The 20422-nt window shown below is 70.3% G+C and carries 18 protein-coding genes; 14 read left to right on the forward strand and 4 right to left on the reverse strand.

What is annotated here, in order from left to right; all coding sequences use genetic code 11:
- Positions 1-3: 3 nt before the first annotated feature.
- Together DSC45_RS00250 and ccsB are read left to right on the forward strand one after the other, a co-directional pair.
- Positions 4-1779 carry a cytochrome c biogenesis protein ResB gene (locus DSC45_RS00250; protein WP_119286077.1) on the forward strand — a complete coding sequence of 592 codons (1776 nt, stop codon included), beginning with the start codon at positions 4-6 and terminating at the stop codon, positions 1777-1779.
- Complete coding sequence (ccsB, locus tag DSC45_RS00255; protein ID WP_119286078.1) at positions 1776-2855, forward strand: c-type cytochrome biogenesis protein CcsB; 1080 nt, start codon at positions 1776-1778, stop codon at positions 2853-2855. Before DSC45_RS00250 ends, ccsB begins: the two co-directional genes overlap by 4 nt.
- Positions 2856-2934: 79 nt before the next feature.
- Here the strand turns inward: ccsB and DSC45_RS00260 are convergent, their stop codons facing one another.
- Positions 2935-3279: a PLD nuclease N-terminal domain-containing protein gene (locus tag DSC45_RS00260; protein WP_119286744.1), complete on the reverse strand. Its 345-nt coding sequence runs from the start codon at positions 3277-3279 to the stop codon at positions 2935-2937.
- A 90-nt stretch (positions 3280-3369) separates the two neighbouring features.
- Between DSC45_RS00260 and DSC45_RS00265 the strand changes: the two genes are divergently transcribed.
- Positions 3370-4827, forward strand: coding sequence for a menaquinone biosynthesis decarboxylase (locus tag DSC45_RS00265; RefSeq protein ID WP_119286079.1), 1458 nt, complete (start codon positions 3370-3372; stop codon positions 4825-4827).
- A complete protein-coding gene (gene mqnP, locus DSC45_RS00270) occupies positions 4824-5741 on the forward strand; it encodes a menaquinone biosynthesis prenyltransferase MqnP (protein ID WP_119286080.1) in 918 nt (305 codons plus the stop codon). Before DSC45_RS00265 ends, mqnP begins: the two co-directional genes overlap by 4 nt.
- A gap of 89 nt (positions 5742-5830) precedes the next feature.
- Here the strand turns inward: mqnP and DSC45_RS00275 are convergent, their stop codons facing one another.
- Entirely contained in the window at positions 5831-6367 is a 537-nt protein-coding gene (locus tag DSC45_RS00275; protein ID WP_240434357.1) for a rhomboid family intramembrane serine protease, read from the reverse strand.
- Positions 6368-6657: 290 nt separating this feature from the next.
- Here DSC45_RS00275 and DSC45_RS00280 point away from each other — a divergent pair, with 290 nt between their 5' ends.
- From DSC45_RS00280 to DSC45_RS00310, 7 genes are all read left to right on the forward strand, one after another.
- Positions 6658-7311: a UbiX family flavin prenyltransferase gene (locus DSC45_RS00280; protein ID WP_119286745.1), complete on the forward strand. Its 654-nt coding sequence runs from the start codon at positions 6658-6660 to the stop codon at positions 7309-7311.
- A gap of 169 nt (positions 7312-7480) precedes the next feature.
- On the forward strand, positions 7481-7936 hold the full coding sequence (locus DSC45_RS00285; protein ID WP_119286082.1) for an Lrp/AsnC family transcriptional regulator: 456 nt from the start codon (positions 7481-7483) through the stop codon (positions 7934-7936).
- Between the two features lie 98 nt (positions 7937-8034).
- A complete protein-coding gene (gene mqnE / locus DSC45_RS00290) occupies positions 8035-9201 on the forward strand; it encodes an aminofutalosine synthase MqnE (RefSeq protein ID WP_119286083.1) in 1167 nt (388 codons plus the stop codon).
- Positions 9202-9204: 3 nt separating this feature from the next.
- Complete coding sequence (locus DSC45_RS00295; protein ID WP_119286084.1) at positions 9205-9729, forward strand: GNAT family N-acetyltransferase; 525 nt, start codon at positions 9205-9207, stop codon at positions 9727-9729.
- Positions 9730-9831: 102 nt separating this feature from the next.
- Positions 9832-10206 carry a DUF4229 domain-containing protein gene (locus tag DSC45_RS00300; RefSeq protein WP_119286085.1) on the forward strand — a complete coding sequence of 125 codons (375 nt, stop codon included), beginning with the start codon at positions 9832-9834 and terminating at the stop codon, positions 10204-10206.
- Between the two features lie 552 nt (positions 10207-10758).
- Positions 10759-12102: a dicarboxylate/amino acid:cation symporter gene (locus DSC45_RS00305; protein WP_119286086.1), complete on the forward strand. Its 1344-nt coding sequence runs from the start codon at positions 10759-10761 to the stop codon at positions 12100-12102.
- A 165-nt stretch (positions 12103-12267) separates the two neighbouring features.
- Positions 12268-12909 carry a TetR/AcrR family transcriptional regulator gene (locus tag DSC45_RS00310; protein WP_119286087.1) on the forward strand — a complete coding sequence of 214 codons (642 nt, stop codon included), beginning with the start codon at positions 12268-12270 and terminating at the stop codon, positions 12907-12909.
- Between the two features lie 51 nt (positions 12910-12960).
- On the opposite strand, the gene DSC45_RS00315 is transcribed toward DSC45_RS00310, so the two are convergent.
- Positions 12961-13848, reverse strand: coding sequence for a MaoC family dehydratase (locus DSC45_RS00315; RefSeq protein ID WP_119286088.1), 888 nt, complete (start codon positions 13846-13848; stop codon positions 12961-12963).
- Positions 13849-13850: 2 nt separating this feature from the next.
- Positions 13851-15191, reverse strand: a complete 1341-nt coding sequence (locus tag DSC45_RS00320; RefSeq protein WP_119286089.1) for a 3-oxoacyl-ACP reductase — start codon at positions 15189-15191, stop codon at positions 13851-13853.
- A 72-nt stretch (positions 15192-15263) separates the two neighbouring features.
- Between DSC45_RS00320 and DSC45_RS00325 the strand changes: the two genes are divergently transcribed.
- The 3 genes from DSC45_RS00325 to DSC45_RS00335 all read left to right on the forward strand — a co-directional run bounded on the left by DSC45_RS00325 (position 15264) and on the right by DSC45_RS00335 (position 20175).
- Positions 15264-16532, forward strand: a complete 1269-nt coding sequence (locus DSC45_RS00325) for an acetyl-CoA C-acetyltransferase (protein WP_119286090.1) — start codon at positions 15264-15266, stop codon at positions 16530-16532.
- Positions 16533-16612: 80 nt separating this feature from the next.
- On the forward strand, positions 16613-18505 hold the full coding sequence (locus tag DSC45_RS00330) for an AMP-dependent synthetase/ligase (protein ID WP_119286091.1): 1893 nt from the start codon (positions 16613-16615) through the stop codon (positions 18503-18505).
- A gap of 101 nt (positions 18506-18606) precedes the next feature.
- Positions 18607-20175: an alpha/beta hydrolase gene (locus DSC45_RS00335; RefSeq protein WP_119286092.1), complete on the forward strand. Its 1569-nt coding sequence runs from the start codon at positions 18607-18609 to the stop codon at positions 20173-20175.
- Positions 20176-20422 lie beyond the last annotated feature (247 nt).

Raw genomic sequence — 20422 nt, forward strand, 5'->3', positions numbered from 1 at the left:
GCAATGAGCAAGACGGAAACCGACGCGACGAGCGGGGCCGACGCCGACGAGCGGGAGCTCGCCGCCGGTGCCCAGCTGTCGACGGCGCCCAAGGAGGAAGCGCCGAGCGTGGCGTCGATAGGGGTGATCGGCTGGCTGCGCTGGTTCTGGCGGCAGCTCACCTCGATGCGGGTCGCGCTGATCCTGCTCTTCCTGCTCTCGCTCGGCTCGATCCCCGGATCGCTGATCCCGCAGAACAGCGTCGACGAGCTCAAGGTGCAGGACTTCAAGGCCGCACACACCACGCTCACCCCGATCTACGAGAAGCTCCAGCTGTTCGACGTCTACAGCTCGGTCTGGTTCTCCGCGATCTACCTGCTGCTCTTCATCTCACTGATCGGCTGCATCGTCCCGCGCACCTGGCAGTTCGTCGGGCAGTTGCGCAGCCGTGCGCCGCGCGCCCCCGGGCGGCTCGACCGGATGCCGGCCTACACCACCTGGCACACCGAGGCGGACCCCGAGGACGTGCGCGCGGCCGGGCTCGCGATGCTCAGGAAGCGGCGCTTCCGGGCCCACGCCGACGGCGACGCCGTAGCCGCCGAGAAGGGCTATCTGCGCGAGGCCGGGAACCTGCTCTTCCACGTCTCGCTGATCGTGATGCTGGTGGCCTTCGCCACCGGCACCCTCTTCAAGTCCGAGGGCGGCAAGCTGGTCGTCGAGGGCGACGGATTCGCCAACCACCTCACCCAGTACGACGACTTCAAGTCCGGCAGCTTCTTCGACACCGACGACCTCGACCCGTTCAGCTTCAGCCTGGACCGCTTCGAGGGCCGGTACGCGCAGTCCGGTCCCGAGCGCGGCACGCCCCGCGTGTACAAGGCCCACGTGAGCTGGACCAAGGGCACCGACGGCACCGAGCGGAAGGCCGAGATCGAGGTCAACCGGCCGCTCGAGGTGGACGGCACGAAGGTCTACCTCATCGGCCACGGCTACGCGCCCGTCGTCACCGTCCGGGACGGCAAGGGCAAGGTCTCCTACAAGGGCGCCGTGCCGCTGCTCCCGATCGACAGCAACAGCACCTCGACCGGCGCCATCAAGGTCGCCGACGGGTACCGCGACAAGGACGGCAAGAAGGAGCAGCTCGGCTTCAACGCGTTCTTCGTGCCGACCTTCGCGGGCGAGGGCAAGGGCGAGATGTTCTCGCAGTTCCCGGCACCGAACTTCCCGGTGCTCGCGCTCTCCGCGTACCACGGCAGCCTCGGCATCGACTCCGGGCTGCCGCAGAACGTGTACCAGCTCGACACCAGCAAGATGAAGAAGTTCGAGGACAAGGACGGCGAACTGCTCAAGCAGCGGCTGCTGCCCGGCGAGACGATGAAGCTGCCGAACGGCGCCGGCTCCGTCACCTTCGAGAAGGACCTCAAGGAGTGGGCGTCCTTCCAGGTCTCCCACCAGTCGGGCAACGGCCTCGCGCTCGGCGGCGCGATCCTGGCCCTCTCCGGCCTGGTCGCCTCGCTGTTCATCCAGCGCCGCCGCGTCTGGATCCGCGCCACCGAAGGCCCCGACGGCGTCACCGTCGTCGAGATGGCGGGCCTCGGCCGCAGCGAGTCGGCGAAGCTGCCCGAGGAACTCGCCGATCTGGCCGTCACCTTGAACGCCACGGCGCCCACCGCCGCCGAGGCCGAGCCCGCCGCGGAACCGTCCGAAGCCACCGCCCTGGATTCCCCCGAATCCGCCGAAGACCCAGCCGAATCCGCTGAAGAGGCTGCCGACCACCCTGCCGAAGGGGCTGAGAAATGACTCTCGCCGCCGCCACCAACGAAAACCTGGCGAACATCAGCAATGTGCTGGTCTATTCGTCGATGGCCGTCTACACCCTGGCGTTCCTCGCGCACATCGCCGAGTGGGTCTTCGGCAGCCGCAGCAAGGTCGGCCGCACGGCCGCCGCGCTGACCGGCGGCGCCGCGGCCGCGCCCGCCGTGCAGGTCACCGCCAAGGCCAAGGGCGGCACCGCGGTCCTCGACCGGCCCAAGGTCGTCACCCGCTCCGCCGCCGGCACCCGGGACGTCCCGGACGGTCCGGGCGCGGACGGCGGCACCGAACAGGGCGATATCTACGGGCGGATCGCGGTCTCCCTGACCATCGTCGGCTTCCTCGTCGAGGCCGGCGGTGTGGTCACCCGCGCGATGTCGGTGCAGCGGGCCCCCTGGGGCAACATGTACGAGTTCTCCGTCACCTTCTCGACGGTGGCGGTCGGCGCGTACCTGGTGCTCCTCGCGCTCAAGAAGAACGTCCGCTGGATCGGCCTGATCCTGGTCACGACAGTGCTGCTCGACCTCGGCGTCGCCACCACGTGGCTCTACACGGACAGCGACCAGCTGGTCCCGGCGCTCGACTCGTACTGGCTGTGGATCCACGTCTCCACCGCGATCTTCTGCGGCGCCGTCTTCTACCTGGGCGCGGTCGGCACCCTGCTCTACCTGTTCCGCGACAGTTACGAGAACAAGCTGGCGAACGGCGGGAAGCCCGGCTCCTTCGCCACCTCCGTGCTCGAGCGGCTGCCTTCGGCGGCCTCGCTCGACAAGCTCTCGTACCGGATCAACGCGGCGGTCTTCCCGCTGTGGACGTTCACGATCATCGCGGGCGCGATCTGGGCCGGTGACGCGTGGGGCCGCTACTGGGGCTGGGACCCCAAGGAGGTCTGGTCGTTCGTCACCTGGGTCGCCTACGCCGCGTACCTGCACGCGCGGGCGACGGCCGGCTGGAAGGGCCGCAAGGCCGCCTACCTGGCGCTCTTCGCCTTCGCCACCTGGCTGTGGAACTACTACGGCGTGAACATCTTCATCACCGGCAAGCACTCGTACGCGGGCGTCTGACCGGACCCGTTCGCAGCCACTGCGCCGAAGGCCGGTTCCCGCGGCGGGAACCGGCCTTCGGCGTACCTGGACTCGGCGCTCAGCCGCGCGGAGGGGTGTCCTCCGGGCCGTCGTCCGAAGACTTGTCGCCGCGGCCTTCCGGCTTGTCGGTGGTGCCCTGCGGCTTGTCGTCGCCGAGGGACTTCAGGAAGTCCGGGTTGTCGTCCGGTGCGACCCAGCCGCCGCCCGCGAGCCGGGGTCGGACCGCGGCCCGCTCCTTGCCCGCGATCAGCCACGACAGCGAACCGACCAGCGGGAAGAGCAGCACGAGGATCGCCCACAGCGGCTTCGGCATGTGACGGATGTGCTTCTCGTCGGTGCTGATGCAGTCGATGAAGGCGTAGATGCTCAGTGCGAGCGGGACCAGGAACATCAGCACGCGCATCGGCATCCCCTGATAGATCAAGTGTGGTGGCGGCCGTTCGCCCGCCCCCGGTGGTGAGTCCAGGGTAGTCGGTGCCCGATACTGGGGCGTATGGCTTACGACGATCTTCGCTCCCTGCTCCGGGCGCTGGAGCGCGAGGGCGACCTCAAGCGCATCAAGGCCGAGGTCGACCCGTACCTGGAGGTCGGCGAGATCGTCGACCGGGTGCAGAAGGCCGGCGGCCCGGCCCTCCTCTTCGAGAACGTCCGCGGCTCCTCGATGCCCCTGGCGATGAACGTCTACGGCACGGACCGCCGCCTGCTCAAGGCGCTCGGCCTGAAGTCGTACACCGACATCAGCGAGAAGATCGGCGGCCTGCTCAAGCCCGAACTCCCGCAGGGCTTCATGGGCGCCCGGGAAGCGTTCGGCAAGCTCGGCTCGATGGTCCATGTGCCGCCGAAGAAGGTGAAGTCCAGTGCCGCCCCCGTCCAGGAGGTGGTGCTGCGCGGCGACGACGTCGACCTGGATCTGCTGCCGGCGCTCTTCACCTGGCCCAAGGACGGTGGCTCGTTCTTCAACCTGGGCCTGACCCACACCAAGCACCCCGAGACCGGCATCCGCAATCTCGGCCTCTACCGGCTGCAGCGCCACGACCGCCGCACCATCGGCATGCACTGGCAGATCCACAAGGACAGCCGCAACCACTACCAGGTGGCCGCCCGCAGGGGCGAGAAGCTTCCGATCGCGATCGCCTTCGGCTGCCCGCCCGCGGTGACCTACGCGTCCACGGCGCCGCTGCCCGGTGATATCGACGAGTACCTGTTCGCCGGGTTCCTGCAGGGGCGGCGGATCGAGATGGTCGACTGCCAGACCGTGCCGCTGCAGGTGCCCGCGCAGGCCGAGGTCGTCATCGAGGGCTGGCTGGAGCCGGGGGAGATGCTGCCGGAGGGGCCGTTCGGCGACCACACCGGTTTCTACACGCCGCAGGAGCCGTTCCCCGCGCTGAAGATCGACTGCATCACGATGCGGGAGCGCCCGCTGCTGCAGTCCATCGTGGTCGGCCGCCCGCCGACCGAGGACGGTCCGCTCGGCCGTGCGACCGAGCACTTCTTCCTGCCGCTGCTCAAGATCGTCGTCCCGGACATCGTCGACTACCACCTGCCGGAGTCGGGCGGCTTCCACAACTGCGCGATCGTCGCGATCGACAAGAAGTACCCGAAGCACGCGCAGAAGGTCATGCACGCCATCTGGGGCGCCCACATGATGTCGCTGACCAAGCTGATCGTGATCGTCGACGCCGACTGCGACGTGCGCAACATGCACGAGGTCTCCTGGCGCGCCCTCGGGAACACCGACTACTCCCGCGACCTGTCGGTCGTGGAGGGACCGGTCGACCACCTCGACCACTCCTCGTACCAGCAGTTCTGGGGCGGCAAGGCCGGGATCGACGCCACGCGCAAGTGGCCCGAGGAGGGCTACACCCGCGACGGCGGCTGGCCCGAGATGGTCGAGTCCGACCCGAACACGGCGGCCGTCGTCGACCGCCGCTGGAAGGAGTACGGCCTGTGAGCGCCGCCGAAGGCGTGCTCGGCGCACCGGAACCGGCGCATCCGGGCAAGGTGCGGGCCTTCCTGCGCCTGGTCATGATCGAGCACTCGGTGTTCGCGCTGCCCTTCGCGTACATCGCCTCGCTGACCGCGATGTTCCAGCTCGACCGGAACATCCACTGGGGCCGGCTGCTGCTCGTCACCGTGGCGATGGTCGGCCTGCGCACCTTCGCGATGGCCTGCAACCGGATCATCGACCGCGAGATCGACGCCAGGAACCCGCGCACCGCGAACCGGGAGATCGTCACCGGCGCCGTCTCGGTGAAGTCGGCCTGGACCGGCGCCCTGGTCGCGCTCGTGGTCTTCCTCGGCGCGGCCGCACTGCTCAACCCGCTGTGCCTGATGCTCGCGCCGATCGCCGTGGTGCCGATGGTGGTCTATCCGTACGGCAAGCGGTTCACGAATTTCCCGCACGCGATCCTCGGTCTCGCCCAGGCCATCGGACCGATCGGCGCCTGGATCGCGGTGACCGGCAGCTGGTCCTGGGACGCGGTGATTCTCGGCCTCGCGGTCGGGGTGTGGATCGGCGGCTTCGACCTGATCTTCGGCAGCCAGGACGTGGGGGCCGACCGGGCGCACGGCGTGAAGTCGGTCCCGGCGCGCTTCGGCATCCCCGCGGCGCTGTACGGGGCGCGGGCCTGTCACGCCGTCACGACGGCGCTCCTCGTCTGGTACGCGCTCGCCACCGACGCCGGGGTCTTCTTCTGGATCGGCCTGGTGATCGTGGGTGCGGCCTTCCTCTACGAGCACTCGATCGTGCGGCCGCACGATCTGTCCCGGCTGAACCGGGCCTTCTTCACGGTCAACGGATTCATCGGGATCGCGCTCTTCGTCTGCGCCCTGCTCGACCTGCTGGTCCGCGGCCTGACGGTCTGACGTCGACGGCCCGAAGCGTCTGTCCGACGCTCCGAAACGTCTGTCCGACGCGACGCGACGCGACGGCGCCCGGGAACCCCGGGCGCCGCTCAGGCAGTGACCGTCCGCGGCTCCTCGCGCCGGAACAGGAACGCCGCTGCCACCCCGCCGACCAGCCCGAACAGATGGCCCTGCCAGCTCACCCCGGCAGCGGACGGCAGCACGCCCCACAGCAGTGAGCCGTACACCAGGCCGACCAGGAGCCCGATCACCACATCGCCGATGCGCCGGTCCACGAACCCGCGTACCAGCAGATAGCCGAGCAGCCCGAAGACCACTCCGGACGCGCCCGCGGTCGTCGAGTACGCGGGCGCCGTGAACCAGACCCCGAGTCCACTGGCCAGCACGATCACCGCGACCACCGCCGCGAACCTGCGTATCCCGGACAGGGCCGCGAGGAAGCCGAGGACGAACAGCGGCACGCTGTTCGCCGAGAGGTGGTCGAAGCCGAAGTGCATGAACGCGGCCGGAACCACGTCCCGCAGCTCGCCCACCTCCCGCGGCGAGATCCCGAAGGTGTCCAGGGCGTGGCCGCTCGCCACATCGATCAGCTCGAGGGCCCACAGCAGGGCGAGCCAGGCGGTCATCACCACGGCCGCGGCCTTCGCCCGCTCGCGCCGCGACGGCGGCCGCCACGTCCCGCCGCCCGCTGTCCCTCGGCCCTGTGTCCCGTACGCCATGACGGTCCCCCTCGGTCGGCGCGGTGGCGCGGTCCACCGCTTGCCCCTTTCTGTCTGGTCAACGTCCGGTGCGGGCGCCCGGGTTCCGCCGGAGCGGGGCGGATAGGCTCGGACGCGTGGAGCGTGAGGATCGTGAAGAGGAAGTCCGCCCGCCGGACGGCACCGGAAGCGGTGCGGCACCGGCCCGTCGCCCCTGGGTGGTGGGTGTCTCCGGCGCTTCCGGCACTCCGTACGCGGCCGCCGTCCTGCGGGGGCTGCTCGCCGCGGGGGAGAGCGTCGATCTGGTGGTGAGCAGGGCGGCACGGCTCACCCTGCTCGACGAGACCGGCATCGCTTTTCGCGACGCGCACTGGCAGGACGACCTGCGCGCCTGGCTGACCCGCGGCGCCGACGGCAAGCCCGGCACCTTCGCCGTCCCGGAGGGCATCGAGGCCGACCGCGTACGCCATTGGGCCGCGGGCGATCTCGCGGCGGGGCCGTCGTCCGGCTCGTACCCGGTCAAGGGCATGTTGATCGTCCCGGCGTCGACGGCCTGTGTGGCGGGGGTGTCCCTCGGCCTGTCCAAGGACCTGCTGCAGCGGACCGCGAGCGTGACGCTCAAGGAGGGGCGCCCGCTGGTGGTCGCGGTACGCGAGACTCCGCTGAGCGGTCAGACGCTGAAGTCCCTGGTCGCGCTCGACGAGGCGGGCGCGGTGGTGCTTCCGGCGTCACCGGCGTTCTACGCGGGGGCCACGCACATCCAGGATCTGGTGGACTTCGTCGCCGGCCGGGCGCTGGACGCGGTCGGAGTGCCGCACACGCTGTACCGCCGTTGGGAGGGGGAGCTCGGCGGCTCTCGGGGCTCGGCGTAGACCGGCTGCCGTGCGGGCGGCGTGCACCGCGACACCCGGACCGCCTCTGCTTCTTCGTCGTGTATGACTTTCGACGGATCATTGAATGATCGCAGGGTGTTGACCCTGTGCGCCTTAGATTCTATAAGTTAAGCTGCAACATCGCTGAACAATGGAAGGCTCCAGGCATATGGATGCGGTCGACAGGCAACTCATTCAGGCTCTGCGCGAGAACGGCAGGGCCTCCTACGCCGAGCTCGGACGCCTCGTGGGCCTCTCCGGCCCGTCCGTCACCGATCGCATCAACCGCCTGGAGGCGGCCGGTGTCATCACCGGCTACCGCGCGACGGTCGACTCCGCCTCCCTCGGCCTCGGTGTCACCGCTCTGATCGGCATCTCCCTGTCCGACGCCGCCGACCACGAGGACGTGGCGGTCCGGCTGCGGGATCTGCACGAGATCGAGGACTGCTGGTTCATCGCCGGCGACGACTCGTACATGCTCAAGGTCCGCGTCGGCGACGTGGACGGGCTGGAGCGGACCATCCGTCGGCTGAGCGGGACCAAGGGTGTCTCCCGCACCCGCACCACGATCGTGCTCTCGACCAAGTGGGAGAACCGCGTCGGGGAACTGCCCGAAGAGGCCTGACCGCTGGGGACGGCCGCCCCTTGGGCGCCGTCGGCGGGGGAGTACCGTGGGCGTTGCCCGTTTGGCGAACGGTTTGACGAAGGATTGCGAGGCCGTACATGGACGCGGGGCTCAAGCGCGAGCTGGAGGACAAGGTCAGGGCCGGGGAGCGGCTGACCCGCGAGGACGGGATCGCGCTCTATGAGTCGGACGACCTGGCCTGGCTCGGCGGTCTCGCCCACGAGGTGCGGACGCAGAAGAACGGCGACGTCGTCCACTTCAACGTGAACCGCCACCTCAACATGACCAATGTGTGCACCGCTTCGTGCGCGTACTGCTCGTTCCAGCGCAAGCCGGGCGAGAAGGACGCGTACACGATGCGTATCGAGGAGGCCGTCCGCCTGGCCAAGGCCATGGAGGGCGAGAACCTCACCGAGCTGCACATCGTCAACGGCCTGCACCCCAACCTGCCGTGGCGCTACTACCCGAAGTCCCTGAGCGAGCTCAAGAAGGCCCTGCCGTCGACGGTCTCGCTGAAGGCCTTCACCGCCACCGAGATCCACCACTTCGAGACGATCTCGGGCATGTCCGCGTCGGACATCCTCGACGAGCTCATCGAGGCCGGACTCGAGTCGCTCACCGGCGGCGGCGCGGAGATCTTCGACTGGGAGGTCCGCCAGCACATCGTCGACCACGCCACCCACTGGGAGGACTGGTCGCGGATCCACCGCCTGGCGCACGAGAAGGGTCTGAAGACCCCGGCCACCATGCTCTACGGCCACATCGAGGAGCAGCGGCACCGCGTGGACCACGTGCTTCGGCTGCGTGAGCTGCAGGACGAGACCGGTGGCTTCCAGGTCTTCATCCCGCTGCGCTACCAGCACGACTTCGTCGACATGCAGGACGGCAAGGTGCGCAACAAGCTCCAGGCGCGCACCACGATGGCCACCGGCGCCGAGGCCCTGAAGACCTTCGCGGTCTCCCGCCTCCTCTTCGACAACGTCCCGCACGTCAAGGTCTTCTGGGTGATGCACGGCGTGCAGACCGCCCAGCTCGCCCTGCAGCACGGCGCGGACGACATGGACGGTTCGGTCGTCGAGTACAAGATCACGCACGACGCGGACAACTACGGCACGCCCAACAAGCTGACCCGTGACGACCTCCTCGACCTGATCCGCGACGCCGGCTTCCGCCCGGTCGAGCGGAACACCCGGTACGAGATCCTCCGCGAGTACCCGGGTCCGGACCCGGACCGGCGGGAGTCGCCGCAGGCCATGCGGGTCTGACCGATGGCGTTGACGTTCCGGTTCGACCCACCGGTCGATCCCGCTCTGCGGGACGGACTGCTCACCCTGTGGTCCGACGTGACGAACGCGGGCGGTGCGGTCGGCTTCGTGCCGCCCGTCACCGCCGAGGAGGTACGTCCCGAGCTGGTTCGGCACTTCGCGGCGATGGCCGAGGGGCGCACCCGGCTCCTGGTCGGGTACGACGAGGACGGCGCCGTCGCCGCCTCCGCTTTCCTCACGTACAACGCGCACCGGCTGATGCGGCACTGGGTGTGGCTGTACACGGTGATGGTGCACCCGCGGCACCAGGGCGAGGGATACGGCCGGGACCTGATGGCCGCCGCCGCGGACGCGGCCCGCTCCCTCGACGGCATCGAGGCGATCCGGCTCACCTGCCGGGGCGGCACCGGAGCCGACCGCTTCTACGAAGCCTGCGGCTACAAGGAGGTCGGCCGGGTCCCCGGGATGATCCGGGTGGCACCGGGAGACGACCGCGACGACGTCACGATGCTGCTGCCCCTGGGGTGAGCAGGCCTCTCACAGGCCCAGGGGGTCTGTGAAGGGGACCGGGCCGGACATGCTTCACTGGTCGGGCAGGACAGTCAGGACGAATCAGAGAGAAGGCCGGCCGTGTCATCGAAGGCGAGTGCCACCCTCCGCTACACCGCACTGCGCATCGGCATCTTCGCCGGCTGCTTCCTGGCCATCTGGGGCCTGGTCGCGCTGGGCTGGCTGCCGTCCGGGCTCGGCTCCTCCAACCTCTTCTGGGTCCTCGTCCTGGCCATCGTGGTCTCGGCCCCGCTCAGCTTCGTCCTGCTCCGCGGCCAGCGCGACGCGATGTCCGAGCAGATCGCGCCCGGTATCGACCGCGCGCGCGAGAAGGCCCGTACCAAGCTGGCCGCCAACCGCTCGATGGAGGACGACGAGATCGACGCGGCCGAGCGCAGCCGGGCGCAGACCCGGTCCACCGGCTCCGAGGCGCAGGGCTCCGCTTCCGCCTCGTAACCTTCGTCACAGCAGACTTCCGGGCGCCCCGGTGCGAGCATGCCGCTCGTGCCGGGGCGTTCGACTTTGGTACGTACTTTTACGGGTGAACTCCGGTATCCCATAAGGGAGTTGCGGTGCGCCCGCCGGAGGCGTTGCCGTGGGTGGCGTCCCGGTGGGTGCGAGGTGGTCCGGGGTGGCCAGAGGTCAGCCTTTGATCCACAGGGAAGGCTCAAAGAACACCTTTGATGTTCTCAAAGTACGAGTGTTAACGTATTCGACGTGATGAAATCAGCCGCGCCTGCGATGCCCACGAGCCACACGCTCGTGGAGCCGAGCGTTCCGCTCGTGGCGCGCCTGCACATCGACCTCTGCCGCTGTATGTCCGCAACATGTCGCCGCGGATTCCTGCCCGCGGCCTGTTGCCGCGCCTGACGAAGCGTCAAACTGCAGTGGCGCCCCTGAGGGCAAGCGCCGGGTCCCCGTCCGGGCCTCGCGTACGACCGCCTGCGGCCGTCGCTCCACCTGCACCCCCTGTCCCTGCCCCTGTGCGTTCCTCACCGGAGTGTGTCCGTGTCCGCGAATTCCACCGCCACCACCCATAAGCCATCCGGCTTCGGGATACCCAAGATCCCGTTCTGGGCCCAGATCGTGGCCGGTCTCGTGCTCGGCGTCCTGCTCGGCTGGCTGGCCCGAAGCCAGGACGTGAGCTGGCTGGTCACCACCCTCGACAAGATCGGCAGCATCTTCATCCAGCTCCTGAAGCTGGCCGTGGCCCCGCTGGTCTTCTTCGCCATCCTGGTGTCGATCACCAACCTGCGTAAGGTCAACAACGCGGCGCGGCTCGCCGGCCAGACACTGCTCTGGTTCATGATCACGTCGCTGATCGCCGTGGTCATCGGTCTCGCCATCGGTCTGCTGACCAACCCGGGCGCCGGCACCGGCCTGACTCCGAAGGACGGCGCCAAGCCCGACTCGACCGGCAGCTGGATCGACTTCCTGACCGGGATCATCCCGGAGAACATCATCACGCCGTTCACCGACCTGAACGTCCTGCAGATCGTCTTCATGGCCGTCGTCGCCGGTATCGCCGTCCTGAAGATCGGTGAGAAGGCCAAGCCGATCCTCGACGTCAGCGAGTCCGTCCTCACGCTGCTGCAGAAGGCCCTGTGGTGGGTCATCAAGCTCTCCCCGATCGGCACCGTCGGCCTCATCGGCTTCGCCATCGCCGACTACGGCTGGGACCTGATCGGCAAGTACGCGACCTTCACCGCCGACATCTACATCGGTTGCGCCATCGTGCTGTTCGGCGTCTACCCGCTGCTGCTCTCGTCGGTCGCCAAGCTCAACCCGCTGCAGTTCTTCAAGGGCGCCTGGCCCGCGATCCAGCTGGCCTTCGTGTCCCGCTCCTCGGTCGGCACCATGCCCGTCACCCAGCGCGTCACCGAGCGTCTCGGTGTGCCGAAGGAGTACACGTCCTTCGCGGTGCCGTTCGGCGCCACCACCAAGATGGACGGCTGCGCCGCGATCTACCCGGCGATCGCCGCGATCTTCGTCGCGCAGATCTTCGACGTGCAGATCGGCATCAAGGAGTACCTGCTCATCGCGTTCGTCTCGGTCATCGGCTCCGCGGCCACCGCGGGTCTGACCGGAGCCACGGTCATGCTGACCCTGACCCTGTCGACGCTCGGCCTCCCGATGGAGGGCGTGGGTCTGCTGCTCGCCATCGACCCGATCCTGGACATGATGCGTACGGCCACGAACGTCGCCGGCCAGGCGCTGATCCCGGTGATCGTCGCGGCTCGCGAGAAGATCCTCGACAAGGACGCGTACGACTCCGCCACGGCGTCCCCGATCGACGACTTCGACTCGGACGAGTCCGAGTCGGCGGCGGTCCCGGCACCCGCCACCGCCTGATCGACCGTCTGATCCACCGCCGGGTCCGTCCGGCGCCTCGATGGCCGCGCTCCTCCCGCTCGGGGAGCGCGGCCGTCTGCCGTTCACGGCCGCAGGGTCCGGCAGGCCTCGGCCGGGTCGTAGGCTTACCAAGGAGTAGTTGGGCGGATCGGGAGGGCGACCGGCGTGGGGGCTGTGAAGGGCAAGCGGATGCCGCGTGCCGTACGGGAGCAGCAGATGATGGACGCGGCGGTGCGCATCTTCGGACAGCGCGGCTACCGTGCGGCGTCGATGGACGAGATCGCGGAGCTCGCCGGAGTGTCGAAACCGCTGGTCTACCTGTATCTGAACTCCAAGGAAGAGCTGTTCACCGCCTGCATCAGGCGCGAGGCCGCGGCCCTGGTGGACGCCGTCCGCAGCGGGGTCACGCCGGGTGAGCCCGCCGACCGGCAACTCTGGGCCGGGTTGCGGGCGTTCTTCACCCACACCGCCGAACACCCCGACGCCTGGGCGGTGTTGCACAGCCAGGCGCGGACGCACGGCGAGCCGTTCGCCGCCGAGGTGGCCGTGATGCGCGAGGAGATCGTGGCGTTCGTCACGCTGCTCATCGCCGAGGCGGCGCGCGAGGCGCACGACAATCCGCTGCTTCCCGAAGCGGACGTGGCCGGTCTGGCCGAGGCGCTGGTCGGCGCCGCGGAGTCGCTCGCCGTGTGGGCGAACGCCGCCTCGGGCGTCACCGCCAAGGAGGCCGCGGCGACCCTGATGAACTTCTCCTGGTCGGGCCTCGGGAACCTGATGGACGGCAAGTCCTGGTCACCACCGAAATGACCGGCTCCGCACCTGATCGCACCGACCGCCGCCCCCGACGGCCGCACGGATTCAGTCCGAGGCGATCTCCCCGGTGAGGTGAACGCGCCCCGGGCGCCCACCTGTTGCGGGCGTACGCAGTGCGAAGGCGCCGTCCCCCGCGGCGTACGTCACCGTCCCGGGCAGCAGTACGGGCGCCCGGAACTCGGCCGAGGCCCGCACCTGCCCCTGTGCGCCGTACTCCGCCAGGCACCGCGCGACCGTCCACATGCCGTGCGCGATCGCCCGCGGGAAGCCGAAGAGCCGAGCCGTGAGCGGGTACAGGTGGATCGGATTGCGGTCGCCGGATGCGGCGCCGTACCGCCGTCCGAGATCGGCCGGCAGCTCCCACTCGGCGACGGCGGGCAGCCCGACGGCCTTCTCCGGCGCACGCTCCGGGGAGTCCGTGCCGGTGGCGGCCGTCCGGTGCCGCGCCAGATAGCGGCTGTGCGACTCCCACACCAGTACGCCGTCCACGCGCGCCTCGGTGACCACGATCGCCTCGGTACCCCTGCGGTGCGGGACGAGGCCGTCGACGTACACCGTGATCTCCGGGCGCTCGGCCCGATCAAGGGCGCGGTGCTGGGTGAGGGCGATGGTCATGTGCACCAGGCCGAGCACCGGCAGCGGGAAGGCCCGGTCGGCCATCAGCCGCATGGCCAGCGGGAATCCGATGACGTGCGGATACGTCACGGGCAGCGGCCCGTCCGCGGGGAAGCCGCAGATCCGGGCGTACGAGGCGAGCCGCTCCGGCGCCGCCGCGGCATCCGTTAGGACGAGCCGCGCGGCCGGCGCCTCGCCCGAACCACCCGTCGCGCCGGGTCGCTTCAGCGGCGAGAGCAGCGCGCCGCGGGCGAGCAGCGGGGTGAGGCGCGGAGCGCGCGCCAGCGTCACGGTCGTCGGGGTGGCGGGGGTCGGCATCGTCAGGCCCCCAGCAGGCTCTGGCCGCAGACGCGCACGACCTGGCCGTTGACCGCGCCCGATCCGGGGGCGGCGAACCAGGCGGTGGTCTCGGCCACGTCGACGGGAAGACCGCCCTGCGAAAGGGAGTTCATCCGGCGGCCTGCCTCGCGGATGAACAGCGGCACCGCGGCCGTCATCCTCGTCTCGATGAAGCCGGGCGCGACCGCGTTGACCGTGACGCCGTGCTCGGCGAGTGCGCGCGCGGCGAGCGAGTGCACCAGGCCGATGATTCCCGCCTTGCTGGCCGCGTAGTTGGTCTGGCCGACGTTGCCCGCGATCCCGGCGATGGAGGCGGTGGTGACGATCCGGCCGCCGCGGCGCAGGGTGCCGGCCTCGAGCAGGGCGTCGGTGGTGCGCAGGACACTCGCCAGGTTCACCTGGAGCACCGAACTCCAGCGGTCCGCGGGCATGTTGGCGAGTCTCCGGTCGCGGGTGATGCCCGCGTTGTGGACGAGTACGTCGAGCCCGTCGGGCAGGGCCGCGACGATGATCTCGCCGGCGTCGTCGGCGGTGATGTCGAGCGGCAGTGCGGTGCCGCCGAGCCGGTCCGCCAGGCGGTTCAGGTCCTCCTCGGCGGCCGGTACGTCGAGCAGGACGAGGCGGGCGCCGTCCCGGGCCAGGGTCTCGGCGACGGCTGCGCCGATACCGCGGGCCGCTCCGGTGACCAGGGCAGTACGGCCGGCCAGCGGCGCCTCGGGCGTCCCCGCGGCCTTCGCGTCGTCCGGGCGGCCCGCCTCCTCGCTCGCCGCCACGGAGATCACCTGCCCGCTGACGTAGGCCGACTTGGGCGAGAGCAGGAAGCGCAGCGTCGACTCGGCCGGCCCCGCCGCGGTGAGGCGCACCAGGGTCACCGTGCGCCCGCCCCCGATCTCCTTGCCGAGCGAGCGGACGAAACCCTCGAGTCCCTGCTGTACGGCCGCCTGATGGTGATCGTCCGCGGACACCGGGGCACCGAGTACGATCACCCGGCCGCCGCGCGCCACGGACCGCACCACCGGATGCAGCGCCGCGTGCACGGCGGCGAGGTCATCGGTGGTCGCGACGGATGTGGCATCCACCACAACGGCGGCCGGGCGTTCGGCGGCCGCCGCGTCATCGGTCCGCCTTAGACCGGTCCGCTCCAGTACGCCGGCCAGGCCCGGAACCGGGGTTCCGCCCGCGGTCAGATGCAGCAACGGCCCTTCCAGGGAAGGTCGTTCGGCCGACCAGCGGTGGAGGGGCGCGGGCTGCGGAAGTCCGAACTTCCCTGTCAGGAATCGGCCCGGCCCTGTGCCGGTGAAGTTCAGATAGCGGTCCGCCATTGTCCGACTCCCTGCGCGGTCGTAGATTTACTTCTGAGTAAGGTTACTCAAGAGTCAGGAGCTGGTCGAGAGATGACAACCGTCAAGCGGGTGGCCGTCGTCGGAGGGAGCCGCATTCCCTTCGCGCGCGCCGACGGCCCGTACGCCACCGCGTCCAATCAGGAGATGCTGACCGCGGCGCTCGACGGCCTGGCGGACCGCTACGGACTGCGCGGGCGGACGGTCGGCGAGTTCGTGGCCGGTGCCGTGCTCAAGCACAGCCGCGACTTCAACCTCGCCCGCGAGACGGTCCTCGGCTCCGCCCTCGACCCCCGCACCCCCGCGTACGACATTCAACAGGCTTGCGGCACCGGCCTCCAGGCCGTGATCGCCGCTGCCAACAAGATCGCCCTCGGCCAGCTCGACAGCGCGATCGCCGGTGGCGCCGACACCGCGAGCGACGCCCCGCTCGGCGTCAACGACAAGCTGCGCCGCATCCTCCTCGAGGCCCGCCGCGCGAAGAGCACCGGCGCCCGGATCAAGGCGCTCGCCAAGATCCGCCCCGGCCACCTGGCCCCCGACATCCCGCGCAACTCGGAGCCCAGGACCGGGCTCTCGATGGGCGAGCACGCCGCCGTCACCGCGCTCAAGTGGGGGGTGAGCCGCGAGGACCAGGACGAACTGGCCGCCGCGAGTCACCGCCGGCTGTTCGACGCCTACGAGCGCGGCTTCTTCACCGACCTCGTGGTGCCGTTCAACGGCCTCGCCCGCGACCACAACCTGCGGCCCGGCTCCACCGTGCAGAAACTCGCCGGTCTGAAGCCGGTCTTCGGCACGGACGGCGCGAACCCCACCATGACGGCGGGCAATTCGACCCCGCTCACCGACGGCGCCGCAACCGTCCTGCTCGGCAGCGAGGAGTGGGCCGCCGAGCACGGCCACACCCCGCTCGCCTACCTGACCGCGTACGAGACGGCCGCCGTGGACTTCGTCGACGGCGATGTGCGCGACGGCGAGGACGGCCTGCTGATGGCGCCCGCCCACGCGGTGCCCCGGATGCTGGAACGGGCCGGGCTCACCCTGGCGGACTTCGACCTGGTCGAGGTGCACGAGGCCTTCGCCTCCCAGGTGCTCGCCACCCTCGCGGCCTGGGAGAAGCGCGGGCTCGGCACGGTGGACCGTGACCGGCTCAACGTCGCGGGCTCCTCGCTCGCCACCGGCCACCCCTTCGCCGCGACCGGCGCCCGTATCGTCGCGACCCTTGCCAAGCTGCTCGGCGAACGGGAGGGTCCGGCCCGCGGCCTGATCTCCGTCTGCGCCGCCGGAGGCCAGGGAGTGACGGCCATCCTCGAACGCGCCTGAACCGCACGCCTGCCACCTGCCCGCACCGCACCCTCCTTCTCGTCACGGAAACCTCGCCACCAAGTCGCCCTGGAGTCACCATGCCCCGCAGGACGTCCACCCCGCCGCCGCCCCAGCTCGTCGAGCCCCACCGGGTCAGGGCGGACGGCGAGGTGCGCGAGGTGTCCGTACCCGCGCTCGTCGAACCCGTCGCCCAGGGGTCGCTCGCCGACATCCCGTTCACCAACGCGGACGAGGCCCCGGACGAGGCCGTACTCAGCCGGAAGGACCCGGCGGGGGAGTGGCGTGACGTCACCGCGGCGGCCTTCGCGGCCGAAGTGCGCGCTCTCGCCAAGGGGTTGATCGCCCAGGGCCTGGAGCCCGGCGACCGGCTCGCCATCATGGCCCGTACGACGTACGAGTGGACCCTGCTCGACTTCGCCGCCTGGTCGGCGGGCCTGGTCACGGTGCCGGTGTACCCGACCTCCTCGCCCTTCCAGACCCGCTGGATCCTGCAGAACTCCGGCGCCCGCGCCCTCGTGGTGGAGACGCGCGGCCAGTCCGCGGCCCTCGGACCGGAACGCGACCGGATCCCCGACCTTGAACACCTGTGGGCCTTCGACGATCTCCAGGGGGTCACCGAATCCGGCGCCGACGTGCCGGACGGCGCGGTCGACGACCGCCGCTCGGCGCTCGCGCCGGACAGCATCGCCACCCTGATCTACACCTCCGGCACCACCGGCCGCCCCAAGGGCTGCGTCCTCACCCACGGCAACTTCTTCGCCGAGGTCGACAACGCCATCGAACTCCTCCACCCGGTGTTCAAGTCGCTCTCCGACGACCCCGCCTCGACCCTCCTCTTCCTGCCCCTCTCGCACGTGTTCGGCCGGATGGTCGCGATCGGCTGCCTGCGCGCCCGGGTGCGCCTCGGCCACGCCCCGAGCATCAAGACCGAGGACCTGCTCGCCGATCTGGCCGGTTTCCGCCCGACCTTCCTGCTGGCCATCCCGTACGTACTGGAGAAGGTCTTCAACACCGGCCGGGCCACCGCGGAGAAGCTCGGCCGCGCCGCCTCCTTCGACCGCGCCGCCGGCATCGCCCGCCGCTACGCGGAGGCGGTGGAGGCCGCGCAGCACGGCACCGGCCCCGGCCCGTCCCTCACCCTCCGGGCCGCCCGCGCGCTGTACGACCCGCTGGTCTACCGGCGCATCCGGGCCGCACTCGGCGGCCGCGTCCGGTACGCGATCTGCGGCGGCTCCCCGCTCGGCCGCCGCCTAGCCGCCTTCTACGCGGGCGCCGGCATCCAGATCTACGAGGGCTACGGGCTCACCGAGACCACCGCAGCCGCCACCGTCACCCCGCCGCTGCAGCCCCGTCTCGGCACGGTCGGCTGGCCGCTTCCCGGCACCGGGGTGCGCATCGGCGACGACGGCGAGGTGCTGCTCCGCGGCAACCAGGTCTTCAGCGGCTACTGGGACCCGGAGCAGGGCGCCGCGGTGCCCGCTTACGACACCTGGTTCCCGACCGGCGACATCGGCGTGCTCGACGACGGCGGCTATCTCAGCATCACCGGGCGCAAGAAGGACATCCTCATCACCACAGGCGGCAAGAACGTCGCCCCCGCACCGCTCGAGGACTGGCTGCGCGCGCACCCGTTGATCGGCCAGTGCATGGTCGTCGGCGACGGCCGCCCGTACATCACCGCCCTGCTCACCCTGGAGCCCGACGGCATCGCCCACTGGCTCCGGATGCGCAAGAAGGAAGGCATGCCCGCCGAGGAACTCGTGCGGGACCCCGAGCTGCGCGAGGCCCTGCAGCGGGCGGTGGAGGATGCGAACAAGCTGGTCTCGCGCGCCGAGTCGATCCGCGAATTCACCGTCCTGCCGGGCGACTTCACCGAGGAGGGCGGACACCTGACCCCGTCCCTGAAGCTGAAGCGCACGGAGATCGAGCGGGACTTCGCCAAGGAGATCGACACGCTCTACGGAACGTAGCCGACCGGCGCGCGGCGTCCGGCGGCCACTCAGCGTGAACAGGCGACACCGGAAGGTCGCCCCTATCGTGACCCGAGGGGCACCTTCCAGGAGGGCTGCCAATGCGCATCCGCAGTGCGATAGCCGGCGCCGCCGCCCTCGGCCTGCTCGCGGCCGGGGCGCCCGGCCTCGCCGCCGCCGAGGACGACCCGGGTCCGGCCCGCTTCTACCAGCAGAAGATCAAGTGGGGCGCCTGCGATCTGCCGAACGCCCCGAAGGACATGCGGTGCGGAACGGTCACCGTCCCCCTCGACTACGCCGCCCCCGACAAGGGGACCGTGAAGCTCGCGGTCGGCAGGATCCCGGCCTCCACGAAGCCGAAGGGTTCGGTGCTCGTCAACTTCGGCGGACCGGGCGGCCCCGGTGTCTCCGGCATCGCCGACCTCGCCAAACCGCTCGGCGACCTCACCGACACCTACGACGTGGTGGGCTTCGACCCGCGTGGTGTCGGCCAGAGTTCCCCGGTCACCTGCGGAGACGGCGAGGGCCTGCCGGAGCCCACCGAGAACGGGGTCCGCGCGGAGATCGCGTACCTGCGCAAGGCGTACGAGCAGTGCAAGAAGCTCTCCGGCCCGGTCCTCGAGCACATGGGCACGGTGAACGTCTCCCGCGACATGGACATCATGCGCGCCGCACTCGGCGACAAGAAGCTCACCTACCTGGGCTTCTCCTACGGCACCCGGCTCGGCGCCGTCTACGCGGCGCAGTTCCCGAAGAAGGTCCACCGGATGGCGCTGGACGGTGTGGACACCCTCGTCGAGCCGCTCGCCGAGCAGGGCCTGATCAGTGCCGAGGGCCAGCAGACCGCGCTCGACGACTTCATCACCTGGTGCACCGGCAACGCGGGCTGTGTGCTCGGCGACGACGCCCGCACGGCCCGCGAGGGCATGGACGAACTGGTCCGGGGGCTCGACGACAAGCCCCTGGAGACCGCCGACGGACTGCAGTTCAGCGGCGACGACCTGGTGAACTCGATCGGTGCCGCCCTCTACCAGCGCGCACTGTGGCCCTATCTCTCGCAGGCGCTCGGCGCCCTCGGCAGCGACGGCGACCCGATGCCCCTGCTCCGCCTCACCGGTTCCGTACCGACGGGCCAGGGCCAGGGCCAGGGTCAGGGCCTGGGACATCCGGCGGGCCGGACGCCGGCCCCGCGGCTCGCGCCGGGCAAGATCCCCTCCGACAACGAGACGACCGCGCTCGTCGCGGTGAACTGCGCCGACGACCCCGACCGTCCGTCCGTCGCCCAGCTCGAGGCCGAGGAGAAGTCGGGCAAGCTCCTGAAGGAGTACACGGCGGCCTCGCCCGTCTTCGGCCCGTCCCGACTGCAGAGCGTGATCAGCTGCGCCGGCCTGCCCAAGGGCACCGACTTCATCCGCAAGATCCACAACGTGGATACGCCGAAGATCGTCCTCGTCGGTACGCGCGGCGACCCGGCGACCCCGTACCGGTGGACCGAGGAGACCGCCGGACGCCTCGGCGGCTCCGCCGTCGTCATCGACAACCGGGGGGAGGGCCACACCGGCTACATGTCGTCGAAATGCGTGCACCAGAAGGTCGACGACTATCTGATGTACGGCAATGTGCCGCGTACCGGGGCATCCTGCGGGGCGGACGAGGAATCGGATTCCTAGAAGGCACTCATCGCGTTGTCGCGCCGCCGGCGACACGTCCGATCCGTCCGGTTTCCGCGCGTCCGAGAAACCGGAAGTTCACCCTCCGTCCGCATGGCCTTTCCGTGCCGACTTCTCCACGGGTCACGGGAAAGCGGGATGTACGGATACGGGCGTACGGATACAAAGGCAGGAGCCCCGCCCCAGCCTGAGCGGGGGAGGGGCTCCTTGGGTACTGCTATCCGTTCCGGATCAGAGAACCGGCCAG

This window comes from Streptomyces sp. YIM 130001 (assembly GCF_003574445.1).
Taxonomy (GTDB): Bacteria; Actinomycetota; Actinomycetes; order Streptomycetales; family Streptomycetaceae; genus Streptomyces.

Excerpts from the sequence above, each read along its gene's own strand:
- DSC45_RS00295 (WP_119286084.1), top strand. The coding sequence starts at position 9,205 with ATGGCGTTGACGTTCCGGTTCGACCCACCGGTCGATCCCGCTCTGCGG.
- DSC45_RS00260 (WP_119286744.1), bottom strand. The coding sequence starts at position 3,279 with ATGCGCGTGCTGATGTTCCTGGTCCCGCTCGCACTGAGCATCTACGCC.
- mqnE (WP_119286083.1), top strand. The coding sequence starts at position 8,035 with ATGGACGCGGGGCTCAAGCGCGAGCTGGAGGACAAGGTCAGGGCCGGG.
- ccsB (WP_119286078.1), top strand. The coding sequence starts at position 1,776 with ATGACTCTCGCCGCCGCCACCAACGAAAACCTGGCGAACATCAGCAAT.
- DSC45_RS00335 (WP_119286092.1), top strand. The coding sequence starts at position 18,607 with ATGCGCATCCGCAGTGCGATAGCCGGCGCCGCCGCCCTCGGCCTGCTC.
- DSC45_RS00275 (WP_240434357.1), bottom strand. The coding sequence starts at position 6,367 with ATGACCGCCTGGCTCGCCCTGCTGTGGGCCCTCGAGCTGATCGATGTG.
- DSC45_RS00315 (WP_119286088.1), bottom strand. The coding sequence starts at position 13,848 with ATGCCGACCCCCGCCACCCCGACGACCGTGACGCTGGCGCGCGCTCCG.
- DSC45_RS00250 (WP_119286077.1), top strand. The coding sequence starts at position 4 with ATGAGCAAGACGGAAACCGACGCGACGAGCGGGGCCGACGCCGACGAG.
- DSC45_RS00320 (WP_119286089.1), bottom strand. The coding sequence starts at position 15,191 with ATGGCGGACCGCTATCTGAACTTCACCGGCACAGGGCCGGGCCGATTC.
- DSC45_RS00265 (WP_119286079.1), top strand. The coding sequence starts at position 3,370 with ATGGCTTACGACGATCTTCGCTCCCTGCTCCGGGCGCTGGAGCGCGAG.
- DSC45_RS00285 (WP_119286082.1), top strand. The coding sequence starts at position 7,481 with ATGGATGCGGTCGACAGGCAACTCATTCAGGCTCTGCGCGAGAACGGC.
- DSC45_RS00325 (WP_119286090.1), top strand. The coding sequence starts at position 15,264 with ATGACAACCGTCAAGCGGGTGGCCGTCGTCGGAGGGAGCCGCATTCCC.
- DSC45_RS00330 (WP_119286091.1), top strand. The coding sequence starts at position 16,613 with ATGCCCCGCAGGACGTCCACCCCGCCGCCGCCCCAGCTCGTCGAGCCC.